The sequence below is a fragment of the Rothia sp. HMSC064F07 genome (assembly GCF_001837265.1).
Classification (GTDB): Bacteria; Actinomycetota; Actinomycetes; order Actinomycetales; family Micrococcaceae; genus Rothia; species Rothia mucilaginosa.
In genome coordinates, this window is record NZ_KV831926.1 from 1,347,197 (window position 1) to 1,365,354 (window position 18,158).

The window sequence follows — 18,158 nt, forward strand, 5'->3', positions numbered from 1 at the left end:
TCTGGTTTTTAGTACTCGTACGCGGTGCCATTATAGAGACGGAGACCACGGTTAGTCTGTTACCTATGCTACCTTGTTCAGCCGCCCTGTATAAACATCACTGTGCAGAAACTTTGGGCTGCGCGGGATATTTAGGCAGACGTTGAACAGTGTATAGCTTAGATTGAACTCGTCCATTCGTACAACCCGAACGGGCAAGGTTCAAATAGAGAGACAGCTAACTTTCGGGTTGCCACCCTATGCTCGCGGATGCGCCCGCGCGTACGTCTCCGCCAGACGCTTCATCGACACGTGCGTGTAAATCTGCGTGGTCGCCAACGATGAATGCCCCAGCAGCTCCTGCACCGAACGAATATCGGCGCCGCCGTCCACCAGGTGAGTCGCCGCCGAATGACGCAAAACGTGCGCACCCGACGCCTGAGTATTCTCCACCGTGCGCAGCAGGCGGGTCAGGTCCTCACGAATCTGACGGGCATTCGCACGCCCGCCCCGAGGGCCAATAAACAGCGCCGTCACGCCCTGGGACCCTTCCGGAATCCACTGCGGACGACCATAGGACACCCAACGATTCAACGCCTTAAGCGCCGGGGTACCCAACGGCACCACGCGTTCCTTATTGCCCTTACCCAGCACGCGCACCGTCTTATTTGCCCGGTCCACGCTCTGCAAATCCAGGCCGGTCAGCTCAGAAATACGCATGCCCGAGGCGTACAGCACCTCAACCACAGCTTCCAGGCGCAGCAGGCGCGCATCCCGAGGATCTTGCGCCCGACGCTCCTGCAGGGTAGTCAGCAGCTGGTTCATCTGTTCACGGCTCAGCACCGGCGGCAGGTGATTCTCCCGCTTGGGGGTGCGCATACCGCGCGTGGGGTTGGCGTGCACCAGCTCCTCCTCCTGAGCCCAGGTGAAGAACGTGCGCAGGGTCGAACCGCGGCGCGCCACCGTAGAACGAGCCGCCTGCCGCAGATGCAACGAACCCAACCACTCACGAATCAGGGACGCATCAATACTGTCCAGGTGCCTCACACCGCGGCGCGCCATATAACCGAAGAAGCCCTCCAAATCGGAGATATACGAGCGGATCGTCTCTTCGGAACGGTGCTTCTCATAGCGCAGAAAACGCTCGAAACGGTCCAGGACGGGGCGGAACACCTCGCCGGAAACGCCCAGCGCCGATTCAGGCAGAGCAGAGCTCTCTACTTGCTCCGGCGCAAGCGTGCGGGTGTAGGTCACCGGCAGAGTCGTGGAGGGAGCCTCGTCCCGGTATTCCTCCCGGTTCTCACTCCGGTTGGATGCCTGGTTTTCAGCTCGGTTTTCGGGCTGGCGGGCGGGGGTCATGCGTCCCTCCTTTCGGGTTTCGGTCTTTCGACATTTTCTTCGCGCGTCTACTGATAGCGCGGCGGCAGGGGTAGGCTCCGCGCCAGTACGCGCAAGCCTACCCCAATTGTAGAGAGGTTCCATGCTCTCCACGTGCCGCCTCGTCATGACCTGCCGTCCCGTCATGACCGGCCGGCACCTCCCGCTACTGCCGGGATGTTCACTACGGGCGTTCAGCCGGGGTTTTCAGCGAGGTGCGCAGCAGGGGCTCTTCTACGCCGCGGCATCCGGGCGGACCTTTCTCCAGCTCGTTCCACTGCTCTCCGCCAGACCGCAGCGACCCAGGTGGAACAGGTCAGCCATCACGTCGCGAGCGTTCAACCCGAGAGCTGCGGCAATCTCGTCCACGCCGCGGTAGGAGCGCGGGCTCAAATCGTCCCACACCCTACCCTGTCGTTCGGTCAGCTCATCCAGCGCGCTGGAGGAAGCAACCTGATCCCATTCGCTCTCGTGCTCGGTGCCCAGCTCGAACCCTGCGGCGGCATCGTACTCGAGGATGTCCGCGGCCTCGGTGAGTGTTTGCGCTAGTCCATCGCGCAACAGGCGGTTCGTGCCCACCGAGTTCGGCGAATTAATCTGCCCCGGAACCGCCCAGAGGGTACGCCCAATCTCCATCGCGTGACGAGCCGTATTCAGGGCACCGGAACGCCAGCGCGCCTCCACCACAATGGTGTGCCGCGCCAACGCCGCAATCAGGCGGTTACGCTCCAGAAAACGCCAACGCGTCGGGGTGTTACCCACGCTCACCTCGCTCATGATGAGCCCGCGGTCAACAATCATGTTCAGCGCATCCGAGTTCTGCGCCGGGTACAGCCGGTCCAGCCCACCCGCCATGAAGGCGATGGTCGGCAGGTCACTACCCTGCTGGGTCAGCGCCGCCCGATGCGCCGCAATATCAATGCCCATCGCACCGCCAGAAATCACCGTGTACCCGCGGCGCGCCAGCTCGGCGGCGAGGTGGGTCGTCGCCTCTGTGCCGTAGATGCTCGGGTCACGCGAACCGACCAGCGCCACGCTCGGGGCAGAGGCCACATCCAGCAGGTGCCGCGAATCGCCTCGACACCACAGCCCGTACGGTCGAGCAGGCCCCAAATCGTTCAGCTGCGGCGGCCACAGCGGATCGGCGGGAGTGACCAACCACGCCCCGCAGGTTGCCGCCATGTGCGCCTCCGCGTTCAGGGTGCGTTCCATGCGGCGGTTCCAGCGCAGGCGGCGGGTCGCGAGCGCCTTGCCGAACTTATCGCGGCTCATCTGATGCTCACCCGGCATGTAGTAGCCATTCGCGCTACAGAACAGGGCGGACTCCCCTTCCGCGGGTGCGCCCACCGAGTGCAGAAATTCGCTGAGCTGCGTATCCGGTTCGCCGTGCTCCCACGTGTGCTCATCCGGGATATGCCCGGTCAGCAGGTAGTGCAGGGTCAGCGGCGCTCCCAGGGTGGTGAGGGATTCGACCACGAGCTCATCGGCGGGTTCGGCGTAGCGCATCAGCTGGGCGGTGCAGCAGCGGATGTACTCGCGGCACGCCGCCTCAAGCTCCTCCGCGCTGAGGGCGGGGTTGAACAGGGGTGCTGGATTGAGCAGGGGTGCTGGGTCAGAACCGCTGGAGGCTGTGCCCGCCGCAGGTTCGGGGTGCTCACCCTGATGCTCCTGCTGGTTCATCTCTTCCAGGCGCATCTCTTCCAAGTACACAGGGTCATCTAAGTACACCGGGTTCAGGCAGGAGGCGAGGAACCCCGGCAACCGCGCCGCGTTATAGGGACTCGGTGAGGGTTCGTTCCCCAGCGATAGGATATGCGCCACCCTCTCACGCACCAGGGCGTGCGCATCCAGGGTGCGACCGGGTAGACGGATCTGCAGTTCCCCCTGCACAAAATCTTCCGTCGCGCGCTCTTCAGGCGCACGCTCTTCCGGTGCTGTTTCTCTCAGCCCATTTTCTTTCAGTTCGGCCTCTTCAGCTCGTTTTCTGAGCTTCTTCTCACTCATGACCTTCTTCTCCTCTCGTGGGTGATGCCTTCTATAAACCGGCACGCTATGTCAGCTGTCCCTATTTCAGCTGGTGCATTATTTCAATTGCCCTTGCTGCCGCAGAAAAAGCGCCACATCCAGGTGCTCCCGGCTCGGGTAGGCGGCGCCCTCCAAATCGGCAAGAGTCCAAGCGATACGCAGCACCCGGTCGTAGCCGCGCGCCGTCAGTGTTCCGCGGTCCACAGCGGCGTTCAGCTCGCCGGTGAGCTTCGCATCTAGACGCAACGGGCCGCGCAGAATCTTGCCGTTCATCTCCGCATTCGTCTTCAACCCGTACGGTTCCAGGCGCTCCTTCTGAGCCTGCCGAGCCGCCATGACGCGCTCACGAATCTGCGCCGAACTCTCATTCACCTGACCGCCCGCAAGCTCCGTGGAAGACACCTTCGGAACCGTCACATTCACGTCAATGCGGTCCACCAGCGGGCCGGACAGACGCCCAAAATAGGCGCGACGCTCACGCGGAGCACACGTGCACTCCGTACCGGTGCCCACGTTCATGCCGCAGGGGCACGGGTTCGCCGCCAGAATCAGCTGAAAACGCGCCGGATACGTCGCCGACGCGCTCGAACGGTCCAGGGTCACGGTCCCCGATTCCAGAGGCTGACGGAGCGAATCGAGCACCGTGCGTTTGAACTCCGGCGCCTCGTCCAGAAAGAGCACGCCGCGGTGCGCTTTAGACACGCAGCCCGGGTGGGGAATGCCGCTGCCGCCTCCCAGAATCGCCGGCGCGGAGGCGCTATGATGCGGCGCCTCAAACGGCGGCTGACGCACCAGCTCGCTCAGGTGCTCCCCCGCCGAGCAGAGGGAACGAATCGCGGTCACCTCCATCGCGGCATCGTTATCGAGGGTCGGCAGGATGCTCGGCAGACGCTCCGCCAGCATGGTTTTACCCGAACCGGGCGGGCCTGTCAGCAGCATATGGTGACCACCTGCAGCGGCAATTTCCAGGGCGAAACGACCCTGCGACTGACCGGCGACATCGCTCATATCCGAGGGAATTTCAGCCGGTTTCGCCACCGGTGCGCTCGCCTCCGTCTGCGGGGCGGGCGGGTAGGTCAGCTTCTGGCTCTCAGCGCCGAGTGCGGCAAAAACCTCCGCTAGGCAGCGGAAACCGCTCACTTGCGCACCGGGGATGAGCGCCGCCTCCTCAGCGTTTTCGGCGGGCACAATCACGCGGTGGTGTCCGGCATCCACGGCTGCCTTGACCGCGGGCAGGATGCCCGGCACGGGGCGTAGCGTTCCGTCCAGTCCCAGCTCGCCCAGGAAGACGCTATCGCCGCTGGGGTGCAGTTTCTTCTCCGCCTGCAGCGCCGCAACCACAATGGCTAGGTCGAACGCCGAGCCGCGTTTGGGCAGGGTCGCCGGGGTCAGGTTCACGGTGAGCCGGTGCTGAGTGAGGGTGATGCCGGTGTTCTTCGCCGCGGAGCGCACACGCTCTTTCGACTCGTTGAGGGCGGTATCGGGCAGACCCAGCAGCACGAAGCCGGGCAGGCCCTGCGAAATGTCAGCCTCGACGTCAACAATATGCCCGCGCAGGCCAACCAGCGCCACGGAATAGGTGCGTGCGAATCCCATTACGCCACCGCCTTCAAATGCTCGAAGGTGAAGGTTTCGCAGGTTCCGGTCACCCCAATTGCGTCAATGCGAAAGCGCGGAAAATCCAGGTTCTCACGCAGCCTGCACCAGATAATCGCCAGCGAGCGCGTGCGGCGCGCCTTATCGCGGTCAATAGACGCGAACGGGTGCCCGAAGTCTTCGCTGCTGCGGGTCTTGACCTCAACGAAAACCAGTTCATCCTCGGGGTCAATGGCGATTAGGTCGAGCTCGCCACGAATCTGTTCGTGTTCCAGCCCGGCGGGCGGTCGCCAATTCCTCTCCAGGATGCGGTAGCCGTTCGCTTCCAGGATGCGGGCGGTCAGTTCCTCGCCCCACTTGCCGACGCTGTGAGCGCGGGGCAGGGTTCGCTGGAGCTGGGTTCGCGGAGTCAGGGGTCTGTTGGGTGCGCTTCGGGTTGTGGCGCGGGCTGTTATTCGGGCTGTTGTCATGGGTCTCTCCCCCGGTAGATAGCGGTAGTGCTTCTACTGTGCCCGCCGCGCGCGTGCCCGAAGGCGGTTAACGAAAAACTGTGGATAACCTCGGCTCCTAGAAGGAATTAGAGGTTATCCACAGCCATTTATTTGAAATTTTGGGGCATATTTTTCAAAAACGCCGCTCGGGTGCCGATTCGACGCGTCATATTCGCGCGGTTTCAACACGCGGTTTCATAACGCAGCTTCATCACGCGGTTTCAACACCCAGCTCTGCCTCCCGGCAGCTCGGCAGCCGCGCGCTTACCCCCGGCAAGGCGGTCAATCAGGCGTGAGCTAGGCGTTAAAGTCAGGCATTTCCGGCACGGTGAACTCCTGGTTGGGCAGACGCTCCTCCACGTTCACGTCACGCACCGAGTAGGCGTGCACCTTCTTCACAAAGCGGTTGGAGCGGAATACATCCCACACCCACACGTCGCTCATGCTCACCTCAAAGTAGAGGGTGCCGTCCTGCACGTGCGGGGTGACGTCTACCTGGTTTGCCAGGTAGAAGCGTCGGTCGGTTTCTACCGCGTAGCTAAAGAGCGACATGACGTCTTTGTATTCGCGGTAGAGTGCCATTTGGGCGTCGGTCTCGTAGTTTTCGAGGTCTTCTGCGCTCACTACTCTTCCTTTCCTGGACTTTTGTAGTACTGATTCAGCGGTGGCACGTTAGGCTTTCGCGGCTTTCCGAGGCGCGGTTTTCAGGAATACCACACGCCCTAGCCGCGCTGTGCCACAGCGGCCTCAATCTGCTCGGCGGTCGCCGGAAGCGACCATGAGAGTCGATGCTGCGGGCTGGGGCCCTGCACGCTAATCGCCTCGCGGTGAGCGGCAGATCCGTAGCCCTTGTTCTTTGCCCAGCCGTACCCCGGGTAGCGGGTATCCAGCTGAACCATCAGTTCGTCACGTTCCACCTTCGCAACCACCGATGCGGCGGCGATGGAGGCGCACTTGTAGTCACCCTTAATGACCATGGTCACCGGCATCTGCGCGGGCTCATCTGCACCACCCTCACCTGCGCCTTCCCACGCCTGGGCGAGCAGTGCGTTGTAGTGTGCCTGCGCCGGGTCCGGTGCCAGCGCGCTGAACAGGTCTTCCTGCGGAGGGGTGAACCAGTCGTGCTTGCCGTCCAGCAGGGCGGCGTCGGCACGGTATCCGCGGCGCGCCAGCTCGGCGAGCGCACGCTGGGCGGCAAGCCTCAACGAGAGGGTCATGCCGAGCCGGTCAATATCTGCCGGTTCCACGTGCCCGACCGCCACGGCGCACCACTGGCGGATTTCGGGAACCATGGATTCGCGGCGTGCCGGTGAGAGCGCCTTGGAGTCGATCAGCCCGCCCACCTCGAGGGTGGCGTCCGGGGTGAGGATTGCGACGCCCACAGTGACCGGGCCCGCCATGGAGCCGCGGCCTACCTCGTCGATTCCGGCAACTGTGCGGGCACCGGAGGCGAAGAGCTGCTGCTCGTACTCAAGGTCGGCGGCGGGCGGGGTTGTCTTCGCGGGCTTAGCTTGAGTGGGTTTCGTTGCGCTCTTCTGGGCACTCACCATCATTCCCACGCTCGCTTATTCGCTCGGGGTGGAGGTCGGCTCAGGAATCGAGGAGAACACCGAGCTCTGATCCTGCAGCAGACCGAAGTGGTTCAGCGGCCACGCCACCACGAACACGTTACCCTGCACGTCGTCCTTGGAGATGAACGCGGTGCCGTCGCTAATGTGGTAGCGGGAGTCGGCGGAGTTGCTGCGGTGGTCGCCCATCACGAAGTACTTGCCGGCGGGCACGGTCACCTTGAAGGGCATCTCCGAGGGCGGGTTGCCGGGGTACAGGTACGGTTCGGTGATTTCTACGCCGTTGACCTTGATCTTGCCGTTGCCGTCGCTTTCGACCACGTCACCGGGGGTACCGATAACGCGCTTGACCAGGAAGTTCGAGGAGGTATCCGGCAGAATACCCGCGAAGGACAGGGCGTCCTTGAGCGGGCTGCTGGTCTTCTGGGTGGAGGGAATCCAGCCCTGAGAATCCTTGAAGACGATGACGTCGCCGCGCTTGGGCTCGCTAAAGTAGGAGCCCGCCACGTTAATGAACACGCGGTCGTTGACCTGCAGGGTCTGCTCCATGGAGCCGGAGGGAATGTAGAAGCCGCGCAGCAGGAAGGTCTTGACCAGGAATGCGATGACCAGCGCGTAGAGGATGACGGTGCCGCCCTCACGTGCCTGTACCCAGAGCCATTCGCCGAGGCGGCCTTCTTCCTGCGCCTGGGAGTAGGTCAGCTCCGCCTGTTCGGCGCGCTTTGCCTTGCGGCGTTCCTTGGGGGTCATTTCGGAGAAGTCCTTGGTGGTTTCCACGTCTACGGCGCTCTCCTCATCGGTGGTTTCTTCGCGCTCGGTATTCTTCGCTGCAGCGCTCTTTTCTGCGGCGCTCTTCTTCACATCCTTCGCGGAGGAAGAAGTCGCGGCGGCGCTGCTTGCGGTTACACCTGCGGAGGCGGCGCTCGCCTCGGCGCTAGCTACCACCTCGCGGACGCTCTTGGTATCGTTTTCGGTCGCCTCAGCAGCGCCCGTGGATGCCGCCCAGGGGGCCGCCTTCTCAGCGCCTGCATTCTCTGCGGCACTCTGCTCAGCAGCAGCCTTCTCATCTGCCGCCTTTTCTGCGGCGAGGCGCGCGAAGTATTCTTCCATTTCGCGGCGCTCGCGGCGGCTTTGAGGCTGGTATCCCTCAGGGAAGGGGCTGGTGTTCGCAGTGTTCTTGTCGTCTGCCATGCTGGAGTGAGCCTTTCGTTTGAGAGATACCTAGCTCGAGTGAAACGGTACCTAGCTATTGTATCGAGAGTGTTTGCGCTCTTGGGCTTTTATTTTCTGAGAGCGGCAAGGTTCTCAGAAAGCGGGGTCTCAGAATATGCAAAAACCGCTCCTCTCCCGCGGAATGCGGTTGGGGAGCGGTTTGCAACAGAATTCTGTATCTATAAAGATTAGAACTCGCGCTTCTCGCGGATACGAGCAGCCTTACCGTGGCGGTCGCGCATGTAGTACAGCTTTGCACGACGGACGTCACCGCGGGTCACAACCTCGATCTTCTCGATGGAGGGAGAGTGAACGGGGAAGGTACGCTCAACACCAACGCCGAAGGAAACCTTGCGGACGGTGAAGGTCTCGCGAACGCCTGCACCCTGGCGGCCAACGACGAAGCCCTTGAAGACCTGGATACGGTGGTTCTTACCTTCAACGATCTTAACGTGAACGTTCAGGGTGTCACCGGGGCCGAATGCGGGGACGTCGTCACGGAGGGACTTCTTGTCGAGGAAGTCAAGAGTCTGCATAGTTGTAGATCTCCAGAGTCATCTGCCGCAGGTCAAATAGACTCAGATTGTTCTGCCCCACTGCGGGACAGAAAACTTGATGCTTCGGACAGGATTGGTGCCCGAAGGTTGACATCGTTGGTCGCTCTTCCCCCTGCGGCAGGGGCGTGCCCGATGTCAACACAATGCTCCATTATCCCAATGCGCCCGCGTTTATGCAAGCATCCGGGGAGCACTTTTAGAAGGGGGGTTCGTCACTCTGGGATACGCCACCCTGTGCTCCCCCGTTCTGTGCAGGAGAACCCTGAGCGGTCATGCCCGGCACCTCCGGGTTCTGCTGGGGTGCGTACTGAGGTGCTTCCTGCGGCGGCGCGTACTGCTGCGGCGCACCCGGCATACCCAGCTGAGGTGCGCCCTGCAGGGAGCCTTCGTTGACCGTGCGCTTCTCCACGGTGCGGGCGAAGGTGCTCGTACCGTAGTTCAGGTCGTGACCGATGCCGAAGGCATCCACCTCTACGGTAGTACCCTGCGTTCCGTCTTCGCGGTTCCAGCGGCTAATGCGCTGGCGGCCGCTCACGACCAGCGGATGCCCCTTCTCAATGGAGGTGGCAATGTTCTGGGCGAGACGGCGGTAGGCTTTCACGGTGTACCAGTTGGTGGTGCCTTCTTTCCAGGTACCGGTGGCGTCCTGCCAGCGCGGGGTGCTGGCGAGGCGAAAGTTCACGACGGGCACCCCGTTGGGCAGGGTGCTCAGTGCCGGGTCGGAGGCGGTGAATCCGCGGATCAGGATGGTGTCGCTCATGGTTTCTCCTTAGAAACTAGTGGGTGGGTTCCTTCACCTTGCCAGGGCTGAGCTATCCCTGCACCCGGCGGTTACCGCTGCTGTGGATAACTTCGCGTTTTGCGGTTTTGGGTACCGCCTGTGGATAGAGTTTTTGAACTTTTCACCCTGTTTTTTCAATAATCGCCCGCGGGCAACGCATTCCCTGCAGAAATATGACGACTACGCCCCATCCGGCATCGTGATAGGTATCTCAGCGTCGGGGCGGCTATTTTTGCCCTCAAGTTCACTATTTCTATCCCGCGCACTCTATCCTTGATGATGCGGTGCACTCAGCCGCATCCCGTCTACCCGCCTTGGAGAACCCGTGAGCAAAAAGCCCGCGAACAACAACCTGCCCTCCCTGCAGGAACTTCAGCAGCTGCAGCGCAACCTGCCCAAGCTGCCCGATTCGATGGACCCGCAGAAGAAGCGCCTTATTTACGGTCTGCTCGCGGTGTTTGCCGTGATCGTGCTGATTATTGGTCTGGTCTACGTGAGCAAGAACGGTGTGGACGGGCTGCTCGGTTCGGATACGACGACCTCCGCCACCGATGATGAAGAGACCAACGTTCAGACTGAAACCCTCGCCGAGGTCAAGAACCCGTATAAGGCGGTTGATCCCGCGACCGCGCTCGCACCGGATCTGGCAACCGCGAAGAGCGAGCTGGCGTCCCTGCAGGTGAAGGAACGCGCGTCGAAGGCCGGCTACTCTCGTGATCAGTTCGGACCCGCCTGGGATGACGTTGACGGCAACAAGTGCAACACTCGCGACGACATTCTGCGCCGCGACCTGACCAATGTTCGTTTCAAGGTCAGGACCCACGCATGCACCGTCATCAGCGGTACTCTGGATGACCCGTACACCGGCAAGACCATCGAGTTCAAGCGCGGCAAGAAGACCTCCTCGGCTGTGCAGATTGACCACGTGGTGGCTCTGTCGAACGCATGGCAGACCGGCGCGCAGGATTTGACCGCAGAGCAGCGCCGTCAGCTGGCGAACGACCCGGAGAACCTGCTCGCTGCAGACGGCCCGGCAAACCAGCAGAAGTCCGATGCGGACGCCGCCGACTGGCTGCCGAGCAACACCGCCTACCGCTGCACCTACGTGGCACGCCAGGTGCACGTGAAGGCGAAGTACATGCTGTGGGTCACCGCGGATGAGAAGAAGGTTATGGAGCGCGTCCTCAACTCTTGCAAGGACACGAACCCCACTAAGAAGTAGCCCCGACCAAGAAGTAGCTTCCCGGCACGCACGCAAAAAGCATAAAGAAAACCGCCCCGCACCCTGAGTTTAGGGTGCGGGGCGGTTTTTACATGTGGCGCCCCAGGAGGGAATCGAACCCCCGACCAAGAGATTAGAAGGCTCCTGCTCTATCCTCTGAGCTACTGAGGCCTTCCTCTAGGGTACATGAGAATTTATGCTTCTCATGCACAGCACATCTCACGCGGGGGGCTGTTCCACTGAGCTACCCAGCCAGGCTGGCGAACTATGAGTTCGCGCTAGGAGCCTACCTTGGCGGCTTCCCGTTCTGCCTTCTTCACCTCGCGGCGGCGTGCACGGCGGCTTGATGCGCCGGGGAACAGCTGCCACCACAGGCGGATAGTGGTGCGGCGAATCTGCGTGGGGTGCAGGCTCACGTACACCAGGCGGCGGGTTGCCAGGTCGAGGGCGACCAGGTAGATGATGTATCCCAAGCAGATGACGGTCGCGATGAGTCGGCCCATGTCCTGGTTGAAATCGCGCAGGTAGGGCGAGACGTTCAGCTGGTCGCTCACACCATACGCCATGAAGAACAGCGTGGTGATGAAGTACCACATGAGCTGGAAGTGCGAGCGCAGGCCGGTTGCGGCGAGCATCGGGATTGCCCAGAGCAGGTACCAGGGCTGAATCATGGGGCTGCACAGGAGCATGAACAGGATTGCGAGGCCGGCGTGGCGCACGATGTTGCGGTCGCGTCCAACGAATGCCATGGCTACTGCGCCGAGCATGCCGATGCCCTTGCCGACGGTCTCGATGAGCTTGCGGATGACCTCGAAGGCGTCTCCCTGAACGAACAGGGATGCGGCGCCGATGACTAGGCCGAAGGGGGTGTACCAGATGTACTGGCCACCGGTGGTGGACAGTGCCTTAATCCAGCCGAATTCCAGTCCGGTCACCCAGCCCATGAGCGCCATTTCGGCGAGCAGCAGCACGCCGGAGAATGCCCAGAAGATGAACTTGCGCGGCCAGGAGGCGTTCTTACCAGCCCAGAGCAGACCCACGAAGGGCAGCACCACGAGAGCGAGCGGCTTGACGGCAACGCCGAGGGCTACGAAGGTCACGCCGAGCGGGCCGCCCCACCAGGTGTCACGGTAGCGCTTGGCGTAGTAGAGGCCGCCGAGCATGAACATGGTCATGAGCGAGTCGTTGTGGCCGCTGGCAATGAACGATGCGATGAACAGCGGGTTCGGGCCGATCTGCCAGAGGGCGCGGACCTGGTTGAAGCCGTGTGCCTTGGCGAGTTTTGCCACGTAGAAGAGGATGCCGATGACCGCGAGCACAGAGAGCAGGCGGAAGTAGAAGAGGGAGAGGTCGATGTTCTCCCCCGCCAGGCGCACAATCCACTCTTCAAACTTGAGGGAGACCGGTCCGTACGGGGGCGGGGATTCCGCCCACATGGGGTCCGCACCGTTCTGCATGAAGTTCGAGATTTCGGAAACGCCATGCTTGTACGGGTTGAGGCCGTGCGCCATGACCATGCCCTGACCGTAGTAGGAGAACATGTCGCGGCTGTAGATGGTGAACGCGAAAATCTGCGGCAGGGACCAACTGGCGGTGACGGCAATCATCCACCGCATGGCGTTGGGTTCGTTCCAGTCGCCCATTTTCTGGTAGATTCGCAGCCATTCGCGGCACATGATCATAGCGCCGAGGGCGAGCATGATGATGCCGGTGATGACCCATGTGGCTTCGAATCGGATGGCTCGAATAATGTCGTAGCGCCAGAAGCTGGAGCTGTCGGCGAGCCAGCCGACGGCGTAGGAGCCGAGGGTGACCATGATGGAGCCGATGGTGCCGATAATCACCGTGCGCAGACGGTGGTTATTGACGTAGTCCAAGAGTTTGGGTGAGAGAGGTGCGTCGTGTGCGCCGGGGGTGGTGAGCCGGTGTGCTAGCTCCTTTGGTGCGCGCATAACTCCCTTTCTGTCTGCATCGTCGTTCTGGTTTTTATCATACCGGAGCCCTTGGACGCACTTGTGAGAATCACTGTTACGAAAGCGCTTGTGGACACGCATCGACTCCCCTACCTGTGTGTTTTTATGACATCGTGGGAGTCCGGTCGGCGGCGTTTAGGGGTAGAGTGGGAGGGTGAGTATTTCTAGTGAACGTATTGTATGGATTGACTGCGAGATGACCGGCCTGGACGTGGAGAACGACGCTCTCGTCGAGGTGGGCGTTCTGGTCACGGATGCCGATTTGAACATTCTGGGTTCTGGCGTTGAGTTCGTCATCAAGCCCGGTGATGAGTCTCCTGCCGGTGCGCTGGAGAACATGAATGACTTTGTGCGTTCGATGCATGAGGCGTCGGGTCTGCTGCCCGATATTGAGCACGGTGTGTCGATGGATTACGCGCAGGAGCAGGTGCTTCGTTACATCAAGAAGTATGTTCCGGTGGCGGGCAAGGCGCAGCTGGGCGGCAACTCGGTGGGCATGGATAAGCGCTTCTTGGAGCGCTACATGCCCGAGGTCATGGCACACCTTCACTACCGTGTGATTGATGTGTCGACCATTAAGGAGCTGGCGGCGCGCTGGTACCCGGCGGCTCGTCACAGTGCCCCGGCGAAGACCGGTAACCACCGTGCACTGGGCGATATCAAGGACTCGATTGATGAGTTGAAGTATTACCGCCGCGCCATTTTTGTGCCGCAGGGCCCGGATGCGATTGCTTCGGCGCAGATTGCGCGTGAGGTGGAGGCGGAGCGTGCCGCACGCGAGGCGGCTGAGCGTGAGGCTGAGTCGTCCGCTTCTGAGGCGACTGAGGCATCCAAGGCGTAAGCACAGCATGTAACGAGCATCACGGCTTTTCAACTTGGCAGGTTTCTGAATCTCCTGTACAGTAGTATCCGTTGCATATCGCAAGGGAAACCAAGCGAAGCACATGGTGGTCGTAGCTCAGTTGGCAGAGCGCCTGGTTGTGGTCCAGGAGGTCGCGGGTTCAACCCCCGTCGATCACCCCGATGGAAAGGGTCGTTATGGTTATCCGTAACGGCCCTTTCGCTTACCCTCAATCCGGTTCACCCGCGCACGGTGTACCCGGCAAGTTCCAGTTCAACAGTTCCCATTCAACACAAGCAAAGGATAATTCCGTGGCTATTCGCCCCATCGTTATTCACGGCAACCCCGTTCTGCACCGCCCCGCGGCACCCGTCACCGAGTTTAATGATGAGCTCAAGGAACTCGTAGCTGACATGTACGAAACCATGGACGCATCCAACGGTGTGGGCCTGGCGGCACCGCAGATCGGTGTGGGCCTGCGCATCTTCACCTACAAGATGGAGAATGAGGACGGCGTTCCCCCGCGCGGCTGCATCATCAACCCGGTACTGACCCTGGGCAAGATTTCTACCGCTGACCCGGACCCCTACGAGGAGGAAGAGGGCTGCCTGTCCTTCCCCGGTTACGGCTTCCCCCTCAAGCGCGCCGAGTGGGTGACCGTGAACGGTCTTGACGAGCACGGCAACCCCGTCCACTTTGAGGCGACCGGCTGGTTCGCACGCTGCATGCAGCACGAAACCGACCACCTGGACGGCAAGCTGTACGTGAACCGCCTGAACAAGAAGTGGACCGGCAAAATGAAGAAGGTCGTGAAGAAGGAAGGCTGGACCGTCGACGGTAACTCGTGGATGCCCGGCGTGGATCCGGATCCGTTCGGCCACTAATCACGAGCTCTTTTGAAGGTCGGACCGACCTCCCGAGAACTTAAAACGAAGACCGCGAATGCGCTCGAGAGTGCATTCGCGGTCTTCGTTTTCCATCGACCGATGATATTTTCCATCAGCCAACGGTAGCGTGAAACGGGTCATCCTATGAGCCGGGTTCTGTCTAAAACGCCGCCCGAAGGGGCGTTTTGAGGCAATCATCTATCTAGAACGTACGTTGCCGCACGTCTCAAGCAGCCTACCCGAATACGCACCCCACCTCCGTAAAGGAAGCTGACGGGGATCGGGCGCACTACCCTACCATGGCGTATTCTGTTTGACCTTGCTCCGAATGGGGTTTACCTAGCCGGGCACGTCACCGCGCCCGCTGGTGGTCTCTTACACCACCCTTTCACCCTTACCACGGCGAACCGCGGCGGTTTACTTTCTGTGGCACTGGCCTGCGGGTTACCCCGAGTGGATGTTATCCACCATCCTGTGCTGTGGAGCCCGGACTTTCCTCGAAGCACGTGTGCCTCGCGATTGCCCAGACGGCCCGTTTCACCCAACCCATTATACGCACACCCTTGGATGTGGCTATTTCCCGGGTTCGCTTCGCGGGTACACGGGGGTACGAGGAGGCACACTAGCAGCCTCGCGGGCATATGCAGGAACCTCGCAACTACACTGCGCCTCGTAGCTACACTGCGTCTCGCGGGTACACTGGAGAGATGCTGATTCTTCTTCCCCCGTCTGAAGGTAAGACCCCCGCCCCGGCTGGCAACGCGCCCGTATGCTTCGCTGACCTCTCGTTCCCCGAGCTCACTGCCGAGCGTGAGAGCGTCCTGGAGGAGCTGACCGCAGTCAGTTCGGGCCCCGATGCTCTGGCGGAGCTCAAGGTGGGTGCATCCCTCGCAGCAGAGGTGGAACGCAATACCCGCTTGCTGACCGAACCGGCACAGCCCGCGATCCGCACCTACACGGGTGTGCTCTTTGAGGCGCTGGATTATGCGAGCTTCTCCCCCGCCGAACGCGATGCCGCGCACTGGTCGCTACTGATTTCTTCGGCACTGTGGGGTATTCTGCGCCCCGAAGACGCAATCCCCGCCTACCGCCTCTCGATGGGCGTGAAGCTGGGATCGGTGGGTGCGCTCGCCTCCTTCTGGAAAGGTGCGCTGGGTACCACACTGGAAGCGACTGCGAGGGACCAGCTGATTCTAGATTGCCGTTCTGCCGCCTACGCAAAGTCGTGGGTGACTCCCCCGTCGCAGACTCTGGCGGTTCGTGTGGAGCGTGTGGCTGCTGATGGTTCGCGTAAGGTCGTCTCGCACATGGCGAAGCATTACCGCGGCCTGTTTGCACGCTACCTGATTCAGTCGGGTTTGGCGGCTCGTCCAATTGATGGCTCTACGGCTGGTATTGCCGAATTTTTGGAAGCGGTCAGCGAGGATTGGTCGGTGGAGTGTACCCTGCCGACGGCGCGTAAGGCGGGTATTTTGACGCTGCTGGTGCATGAGCAGTAGGTTGCCCAACTATTTGTTTCCGCTTATTTTTTGCATCATATTGAAAATTTTTTAACTATTTTTCTAGTGGCTTAAATCTGTATTACCCCTTGTAAAACCACATTTCCCCACATTTTAGGGGTAGCTTTTGATGAGCAGAGAAGGCGGTTAGTGTCCAACTATCCGCCTTCTTTTTGCGAGTAAAAATGTTTATAGTATTAAACGGCTCGCCATTGATGGTGGGTATTTCACTCACAAACACTCATATTCTCAACTCAGCACACATGGAAACACGTCACGCCACGTACGTATAGCAAACGACTAGAGGCTTACCCAATGGTTATTGGTTTGCTAGCGTAGAAGTAACCACTCAGAAACACATCGATGGGACAACGTTATGTCTACTTTTTCCTCTCGTCGCGCCCTCATTAAGGGTGCGGCAGCGCTAACAGTCGCCGGCGCCTTGGGCGCACACCATGCCGGTGAGCAGGGCGCTCAGGCTGCCACCTTGGACGTTAAGACTACTCCGCTGACGTTCAAGATTACCGAGGCGTCGTTTGATATTAGCGGCTTCAACCTCAGCTATGAGATTACCGGCTTGCAGGCTGTGCTTGATACCGGTCTGTACACCCCGTACATTGAGGTTGGCTACTACACCAAGGAGAAGGGCTTCACCCAGTTCTATTTCTTCTCTCTTGAGCCGAAGAAGCGCATCGAGAATGATGTCTACATTAGGCATCACGTCATTGATCCTGAGATCACCGGTGGCCCGAATGCAGACTTTGGTGTTCGCCTGTCTCTTCGTCCGCGCCGTGAGCAGTACACCATTCTGCGCACTCTTGAAGTTCGCCCCAAGATTGACACGGAGTTCGCGTGGGCACCTTTCATTGTGGACATTGATATGGATGGCGAGTACGCCCCCGATATCTACAGGTCATGTAAGGCAAAGGTTCTGCTGCTCGATAAGGAACGTTGCTTCTACCCTAAGCGTGCGGTGACCCGCGGCGACCTGATGGATGCAATCTACCGAGGCGCCCGCTCGCCGAAGGTAAAGCTTCCTGCGCGTTCTCCTTTCCCGGATTTGTCCCCGAAGGATGAGCGTTACCCGGCGTATATTTGGGCGTATCAGAACGGTCTGACTTCCGGCTGGTCTGACGGTAAGATGCACCCGGAGGCGGTAGCTAGCCGCGCTACGATGGCCGCGTTCTTCTACCGTTACTTTATGCTTACCCCCGGTCGTCGTCCTTCGCGGTTCCGTCCCGCCACCCCGCAGGATATGAAGCCGAGTTCCCCGTTCTACACCGAGTCGGTGTGGCTGCACTCGTCGGTGAATATTGATACGAGCTATTACAATAAGAGCAAGGATTTCCGTCCGACCAAGATTGCTACCCGCGAGGAGCTGGCTCGTGTCCTGTCAATGCTGAACATGATTGACATCCCCAGTAGCCCTTATATCGATGATTAGGATTTGGCAGGTGCCGTGAACCGGGTGGTTGACCCTACACATTTTAGCGTGGGTTGACTTCTGAGAACAGCATCTGAAGATAGTGGCTATAGAAGGGGCGGTGAGAGTTTTTCTCTCGCCGCCCCTTTTTGTGTGCCCGTTTTCTGGTACTGGCGCTGCTGGTGCAGGCGCTGCTGGGTGCCGTTTTTAGCGCTGGTGATGCTTCCATTTTTGTCTCTCTATTGTGTGGTCTTTTTGGGGGTTTGGGCTTTGTATAAAACATGGGCGTAATTTTTGAATTTTTTGTCTTATAACTCTCATCGGCATGTTTTTCTCGTGTTTTCATTGAATGTTTAAGACGCGGGTTGGTAGGCTGAGATTGCACTTCAGTATGCCGCTGCTACGGGTCCTCTACGATGTGAATTCGTGCGGGTTTGGTGCGGTGGACTGTCACTCATTTATCCTCTCAACTTCTTTTCTCATTCGCCCTCTTTCATGCAGAAAATTCAGATTGGATAATGATGTCCTCCTTCTTTAAGCCTGCTCGTGGCACGCGCCGAAAAGTTGCGGGTGCTTCCCTGGTTTTGGGTTTGTCTCCGTTGCTGGCTTTGACGCCGGTGGCGGCTCAGCCGGCGCCCGCCTCCCCCGCCCAAAACACCCCCACCCAGAACGCACCCGTACAGAACGCGCCAGTACAGAACGCGCCCGTGCAGGGTGATAAGCAGGA

Annotated in this window: 16 protein-coding genes, 2 tRNA genes and 1 other RNA gene; 7 read left to right on the forward strand and 12 right to left on the reverse strand. The window is 60.3% G+C overall.

What is annotated here, in order from left to right:
• Positions 1–237 precede the first annotated feature (237 nt).
• From HMPREF2712_RS07785 to HMPREF2712_RS07825, 9 genes are all read right to left on the reverse strand, one after another.
• Positions 238–1,338 (reverse strand): tyrosine recombinase XerC, encoded by a 1,101-nt coding sequence (locus HMPREF2712_RS07785; RefSeq protein WP_070819678.1) that lies wholly within the window; start codon positions 1,336–1,338, stop codon positions 238–240.
• 252 nt (positions 1,339–1,590) lie between these two features.
• Entirely contained in the window at positions 1,591–3,360 is a 1,770-nt protein-coding gene (gene dprA, locus HMPREF2712_RS07790; RefSeq protein ID WP_070819679.1) for a DNA-processing protein DprA, read from the reverse strand.
• A gap of 78 nt (positions 3,361–3,438) precedes the next feature.
• Positions 3,439–4,977: a YifB family Mg chelatase-like AAA ATPase gene (locus tag HMPREF2712_RS07795; RefSeq protein WP_049341374.1), complete on the reverse strand. Its 1,539-nt coding sequence runs from the start codon at positions 4,975–4,977 to the stop codon at positions 3,439–3,441.
• The gene (locus HMPREF2712_RS07800; RefSeq protein ID WP_049341378.1) at positions 4,977–5,447 is read right to left on the reverse strand and encodes a YraN family protein; all 471 of its coding nucleotides are present in this window, start codon (positions 5,445–5,447) and stop codon (positions 4,977–4,979) included. The genes HMPREF2712_RS07795 and HMPREF2712_RS07800 overlap by 1 nt, the downstream gene beginning before the upstream one ends.
• A 318-nt stretch (positions 5,448–5,765) precedes the next feature.
• A complete protein-coding gene (locus HMPREF2712_RS07805; RefSeq protein WP_005506259.1) occupies positions 5,766–6,092 on the reverse strand; it encodes a DUF2469 domain-containing protein in 327 nt (108 codons plus the stop codon).
• A 98-nt stretch (positions 6,093–6,190) separates the two neighbouring features.
• Positions 6,191–7,018 (reverse strand): ribonuclease HII, encoded by an 828-nt coding sequence (locus tag HMPREF2712_RS07810; protein ID WP_246828696.1) that lies wholly within the window; start codon positions 7,016–7,018, stop codon positions 6,191–6,193.
• A 15-nt stretch (positions 7,019–7,033) separates the two neighbouring features.
• Complete coding sequence (lepB, locus tag HMPREF2712_RS07815; RefSeq protein WP_070819681.1) at positions 7,034–8,227, reverse strand: signal peptidase I; 1,194 nt, start codon at positions 8,225–8,227, stop codon at positions 7,034–7,036.
• 209 nt (positions 8,228–8,436) lie between these two features.
• A complete protein-coding gene (gene rplS, locus HMPREF2712_RS07820; RefSeq protein WP_005507488.1) occupies positions 8,437–8,784 on the reverse strand; it encodes a 50S ribosomal protein L19 in 348 nt (115 codons plus the stop codon).
• A gap of 217 nt (positions 8,785–9,001) precedes the next feature.
• Positions 9,002–9,565, reverse strand: coding sequence for a single-stranded DNA-binding protein (locus tag HMPREF2712_RS07825; RefSeq protein WP_070819682.1), 564 nt, complete (start codon positions 9,563–9,565; stop codon positions 9,002–9,004).
• Between the two features lie 346 nt (positions 9,566–9,911).
• On the opposite strand from HMPREF2712_RS07825, the gene HMPREF2712_RS07830 reads away from it, so the two are divergent.
• Entirely contained in the window at positions 9,912–10,808 is an 897-nt protein-coding gene (locus HMPREF2712_RS07830; RefSeq protein ID WP_070819683.1) for an HNH endonuclease family protein, read from the forward strand.
• A gap of 95 nt (positions 10,809–10,903) precedes the next feature.
• On the opposite strand, the gene HMPREF2712_RS07835 is transcribed toward HMPREF2712_RS07830, so the two are convergent.
• Together HMPREF2712_RS07835 and mptB are read right to left on the reverse strand one after the other, a co-directional pair.
• A tRNA-Arg gene (locus HMPREF2712_RS07835) sits at positions 10,904–10,979 on the reverse strand.
• 107 nt (positions 10,980–11,086) lie between these two features.
• Positions 11,087–12,760 (reverse strand): polyprenol phosphomannose-dependent alpha 1,6 mannosyltransferase MptB, encoded by a 1,674-nt coding sequence (mptB, locus tag HMPREF2712_RS07840; protein WP_070819684.1) that lies wholly within the window; start codon positions 12,758–12,760, stop codon positions 11,087–11,089.
• A gap of 175 nt (positions 12,761–12,935) precedes the next feature.
• Here mptB and orn point away from each other — a divergent pair, with 175 nt between their 5' ends.
• From orn to def, 3 genes are all read left to right on the forward strand, one after another.
• The gene (gene orn, locus HMPREF2712_RS07845; RefSeq protein ID WP_070819685.1) at positions 12,936–13,622 is read left to right on the forward strand and encodes an oligoribonuclease; all 687 of its coding nucleotides are present in this window, start codon (positions 12,936–12,938) and stop codon (positions 13,620–13,622) included.
• A gap of 106 nt (positions 13,623–13,728) precedes the next feature.
• Positions 13,729–13,801 (forward strand) — tRNA-His (locus HMPREF2712_RS07850).
• A 132-nt stretch (positions 13,802–13,933) separates the two neighbouring features.
• On the forward strand, positions 13,934–14,506 hold the full coding sequence (gene def / locus HMPREF2712_RS07855; protein WP_044141710.1) for a peptide deformylase: 573 nt from the start codon (positions 13,934–13,936) through the stop codon (positions 14,504–14,506).
• 132 nt (positions 14,507–14,638) lie between these two features.
• On the opposite strand, the gene rnpB is transcribed toward def, so the two are convergent.
• Positions 14,639–15,044: RNase P RNA component class A (rnpB, locus tag HMPREF2712_RS07860), an RNA gene on the reverse strand.
• Positions 15,045–15,216: 172 nt separating this feature from the next.
• Between rnpB and HMPREF2712_RS07865 the strand changes: the two genes are divergently transcribed.
• The 3 genes from HMPREF2712_RS07865 to HMPREF2712_RS07875 all read left to right on the forward strand — a co-directional run.
• Positions 15,217–16,008, forward strand: coding sequence for a YaaA family protein (locus tag HMPREF2712_RS07865; RefSeq protein ID WP_070819707.1), 792 nt, complete (start codon positions 15,217–15,219; stop codon positions 16,006–16,008).
• A 376-nt stretch (positions 16,009–16,384) separates the two neighbouring features.
• Positions 16,385–17,452, forward strand: a complete 1,068-nt coding sequence (locus HMPREF2712_RS07870) for an S-layer homology domain-containing protein (protein ID WP_070819686.1) — start codon at positions 16,385–16,387, stop codon at positions 17,450–17,452.
• A gap of 497 nt (positions 17,453–17,949) precedes the next feature.
• Positions 17,950–18,158: hypothetical protein (locus tag HMPREF2712_RS07875; protein WP_210401023.1), on the forward strand; the 209-nt coding region annotated here is incomplete at its 3' end.

Coding starts and splice junctions, on each gene's coding strand:
- HMPREF2712_RS07785 (WP_070819678.1), bottom strand. CDS start 1,338: ATGACCCCCGCCCGCCAGCCCGAAAACCGAGCTGAAAACCAGGCATCC.
- dprA (WP_070819679.1), bottom strand. CDS start 3,360: ATGAGTGAGAAGAAGCTCAGAAAACGAGCTGAAGAGGCCGAACTGAAA.
- HMPREF2712_RS07795 (WP_049341374.1), bottom strand. CDS start 4,977: ATGGGATTCGCACGCACCTATTCCGTGGCGCTGGTTGGCCTGCGCGGG.
- HMPREF2712_RS07800 (WP_049341378.1), bottom strand. CDS start 5,447: ATGACAACAGCCCGAATAACAGCCCGCGCCACAACCCGAAGCGCACCC.
- HMPREF2712_RS07810 (WP_246828696.1), bottom strand. CDS start 7,018: ATGGTGAGTGCCCAGAAGAGCGCAACGAAACCCACTCAAGCTAAGCCC.
- lepB (WP_070819681.1), bottom strand. CDS start 8,227: ATGGCAGACGACAAGAACACTGCGAACACCAGCCCCTTCCCTGAGGGA.
- rplS (WP_005507488.1), bottom strand. CDS start 8,784: ATGCAGACTCTTGACTTCCTCGACAAGAAGTCCCTCCGTGACGACGTC.
- HMPREF2712_RS07825 (WP_070819682.1), bottom strand. CDS start 9,565: ATGAGCGACACCATCCTGATCCGCGGATTCACCGCCTCCGACCCGGCA.
- mptB (WP_070819684.1), bottom strand. CDS start 12,760: ATGCGCGCACCAAAGGAGCTAGCACACCGGCTCACCACCCCCGGCGCA.
- HMPREF2712_RS07865 (WP_070819707.1), top strand. CDS start 15,217: ATGCTGATTCTTCTTCCCCCGTCTGAAGGTAAGACCCCCGCCCCGGCT.
- HMPREF2712_RS07870 (WP_070819686.1), top strand. CDS start 16,385: ATGTCTACTTTTTCCTCTCGTCGCGCCCTCATTAAGGGTGCGGCAGCG.